This is a genomic window from Coleofasciculus sp. FACHB-712 (genome assembly GCF_014695635.1).
Lineage (GTDB): Bacteria > Cyanobacteriota > Cyanobacteriia > Cyanobacteriales > FACHB-T130 > FACHB-T130.
The window spans coordinates 1-2,933 of sequence record NZ_JACJOQ010000222.1 but is presented as its reverse complement, the minus strand read 5'-3'; the positions used below and the strand labels follow the sequence as shown (position 1 = coordinate 2,933).

The following is a 2,933-nucleotide window of genomic DNA, read 5'->3' as shown; positions in this document are numbered from 1 at the left end:
GCATTGGAGAGCAAATTAAACAATACCTGCCTCACCTTAATCTGGTCAGCGTACATGGTGCCCAGATTCTCGTCACAATGAACGTCTAAGACATTTCCATTCTTCTCTACTAACGGTTTTACTGTTATGACAACGCTAATAATCAACATTTTGATATCAAACGTTTCCGGGTAGAGAGTCATTTTCCCGGCTTCAATTTTCGACAAGTCGAGGATGTCATTAATCAGTGCCAGAAGATGTTTGCCAGCAGAGTTAATTGATTGAAGATCGCTAATAAAATCTTCATCGCTTAAGCCGAGATCCTGGGCATCTTCTTCGAGAAGTTTGCTCAAGTTAATGATGGCATTCAAGGGTGTACGCAGCTCGTGGCTCATATTCGCCAGAAACTGACTTTTGGAGGTACTAGAAGCTTCAGCTAATTCTTTCGCTTGTTGCAATTCTTTGGTTCGCTCGGATACCCGTTCGATGAGATGATTCAGAGAAGTGGCTAATGACCCAATTTCATCGCCAGTGGTGACAGGGGCACGCAGATCAAAATTAGATTCCCGTGCTACCTGCTGAGCCACTTGAGTAACCGTGACGACTGGCTGTGCGATCGCGCGACTGGTACGCAGGGCCATCGTCCCTGCGATCGCAACCGAAACAAGCATACTCAAGATAATAATGATTTTCTCCAGTCCTTGAGCATTCTCCATCACTTCTCTCCCTTGCTGCTCCTGCTTTTGAGCCATGTCAAGGAGGTTGCTCAATTGTGCATTGAAGCGCTCTAAAGTCATCGCTGACTCCCCACGGATCGCGATGAGTAGTTGCCGTCGCGCTGACTCAACCGCCTTTGGCTGCAATTGCAATTGGTCAATTGGTTGCAAGCTAAACTCAGTTTGCTGAACGTAGGAGTCCAAAGTAGTCGTGTAAGCCTGCAATAATTCCTGTATTGTGTCGGGGGTTGCTGCTAACCAGGCAGGGTTGCTCTTGATGAAGCGTTCAATTTCCAACCTCAACTTCTTAGCTTTGCTAGCACAGTCGAAAAATTGCGCTTTTTCCAATTGCAGCTGTTGTGAATCCTCTAGTACAGCAGCTAAATGCGAACCATGTAATTGCACCTCGATGACCGCATCCTTAAAATTTCCGAGCAGTTGTGCTTGTACGTGGGCATCATTGAGTTGTTTGACGCCTTGCCCTTGGTAATAGTCTGCGATTACTAACCCAGCTAGCGAACCGAAAAAGCCAATCGCAATTGCTAGGAAATAGCCGTAGCCAATCTTTTGGTGGATGCGCCAAGAACCGGCTTTCGGTTTCCAAGGTAAGAGAGATTTTAGCGAGTGGCGGTCGGTCGAGAGCGGCTGAGTCGCTAAAACTTTTTGGCTCTCTGTGGTGTCGTCAGCAGCGGTTGGCTCTTGAGGTTGCATCAGCACAAATTCCTTGCCTTGCTGCTAAAAATGACCAAATCAGCCCTATTAGATCGAGTCGAGTCTCGCTCGACCCTTAGCTCCACTTCTTTTATAACAGCACCACCGCTGAGCCAATGTGATTTGTATGGTGTTTTAAACAAGATCGAGGAAAGGGTTAAGTTTCCAAAAATGTAACCTAAAGCACTACTCGAAAGCTACAGTGCCAGATTAGGAACACGAGATTATTTGTTGTTCTAATTTGTGTTCCAAAATATGAATCGCTTTCTCCCGTGTAGGGCTAAGCCGAATTTCTGGAATCGTGTAAAAATTGTTTCTCTAGCGCTGGGTATCCTCAGCCTGAGTGCCTGCCAATCTGCCCCGACGCTAGAGAAACTACCCAGAAGCCTCACTGTCTCCGGAAAAGGAGATGTCAGCATTCCGACAACGATCGCGCAAGCGCGTTTGGGTGTGGAAGTTCAGGGGAAAACTTCTCAGGACGTTCAGCAGCAAGTCGCCCAACGCTCTTCTGCGGTAGTGAAACTGCTGAAATCCCGTCAGGTGGAAGAACTAAAAACGACTGGAATTACTCTCGCTCCTAACTATAGTTTCAAAGACGGTAAGCAAACCCTGAATGGATATATCGGCACCAACATTGTAAGTTTTCGGACTGGTCATGAAAAAGCCGGGACGCTGTTAGATGATGCCATCAAAGCCGGTGCAACACGAATTGATGGCGTTAGTCTTGTTGCTGCGGATGAAGCGATCGCGCAGGCTCAACAGGAAGCAATTAAGGAAGCCTCCGAAGACGCCCAAAAGCAAGCAGCAGCGGCTTTGGGGGCACTCGCTCTCAATCAGCGAGAAATTGTCAGCATTCAGATCAATGGAGTCAATCCACCACAGCCAGTCATCGCCTCCGAGCAGGCTTTATTATCCCCTCGAAATCAGGCTGCTAACACGCCGGTTGTGGGTGGCGAACAGAAGATTATTTCATCTGTTACCCTGCAAATTCGCTATTAAAGAGTAGCTTAACGTTTCAGGATGCGTCCAATCCAAATTACACCTAAAATCCCTAATCCAAACCAGATAGCCACGATAATAAAGGCAGCAATCCAATTCTTAGGTTTATCTTCAGCGATCGCGCTTGTTGCTCTTTCCCGACAATCCGCCATCACGGCTGGGGGAATCATCTTCAGTACCAGCCAAATTCCCAGCGGCACAAGAATCAGATCGTCTAGATAACCAATGACTGGGATAAAATCTGGAATGAGATCGATCGGACTAAAGGCATAGGCGACGATCAACCCAGCCAATATCCTTGCATACCAAGGAACTCTGGGATCTTTACAAGCCAAGTAAATTGCGTAGGTTTCTTTTTTCAACCGATGGAGTTGTTGTTTCCATCCCTGCATTTGCGTTGACCTGAATGAACGTTAAACGCTAATGAAGCTGTAGCGATCGCTTACTGCAATACTTGAATAAGTTGCCACTCTCGGACTTTCCCGATCGCTCGGTAAGGCGAGGATAAATTGGCGAGTTGTTCTGACC

At 47.0% G+C, this 2,933-nt stretch carries 3 protein-coding genes; 1 reads left to right on the top strand and 2 read right to left on the bottom strand.

The genetic code is table 11. The annotated features are described in order from the left end of the window. A partial coding sequence (locus H6F50_RS06385; protein WP_190427614.1) for a histidine kinase dimerization/phospho-acceptor domain-containing protein occupies positions 1-1,406 on the bottom strand: 1,406 nt, incomplete at its 3' end. A gap of 255 nt (positions 1,407-1,661) precedes the next feature. Here H6F50_RS06385 and H6F50_RS06380 point away from each other — a divergent pair. Further along, positions 1,662-2,405, top strand: coding sequence for an SIMPL domain-containing protein (locus H6F50_RS06380; RefSeq protein WP_190427612.1), 744 nt, complete (start codon positions 1,662-1,664; stop codon positions 2,403-2,405). Positions 2,406-2,413: 8 nt separating this feature from the next. Here the strand turns inward: H6F50_RS06380 and H6F50_RS06375 are convergent, their stop codons facing one another. Beyond that, a complete protein-coding gene (locus tag H6F50_RS06375; protein WP_190427609.1) occupies positions 2,414-2,797 on the bottom strand; it encodes a YkvA family protein in 384 nt (127 codons plus the stop codon). Positions 2,798-2,933 lie beyond the last annotated feature (136 nt).

Coding starts and splice junctions, on each gene's coding strand:
- H6F50_RS06380 (WP_190427612.1), top strand. CDS start 1,662: ATGAATCGCTTTCTCCCGTGTAGGGCTAAGCCGAATTTCTGGAATCGT.
- H6F50_RS06375 (WP_190427609.1), bottom strand. CDS start 2,797: ATGCAGGGATGGAAACAACAACTCCATCGGTTGAAAAAAGAAACCTAC.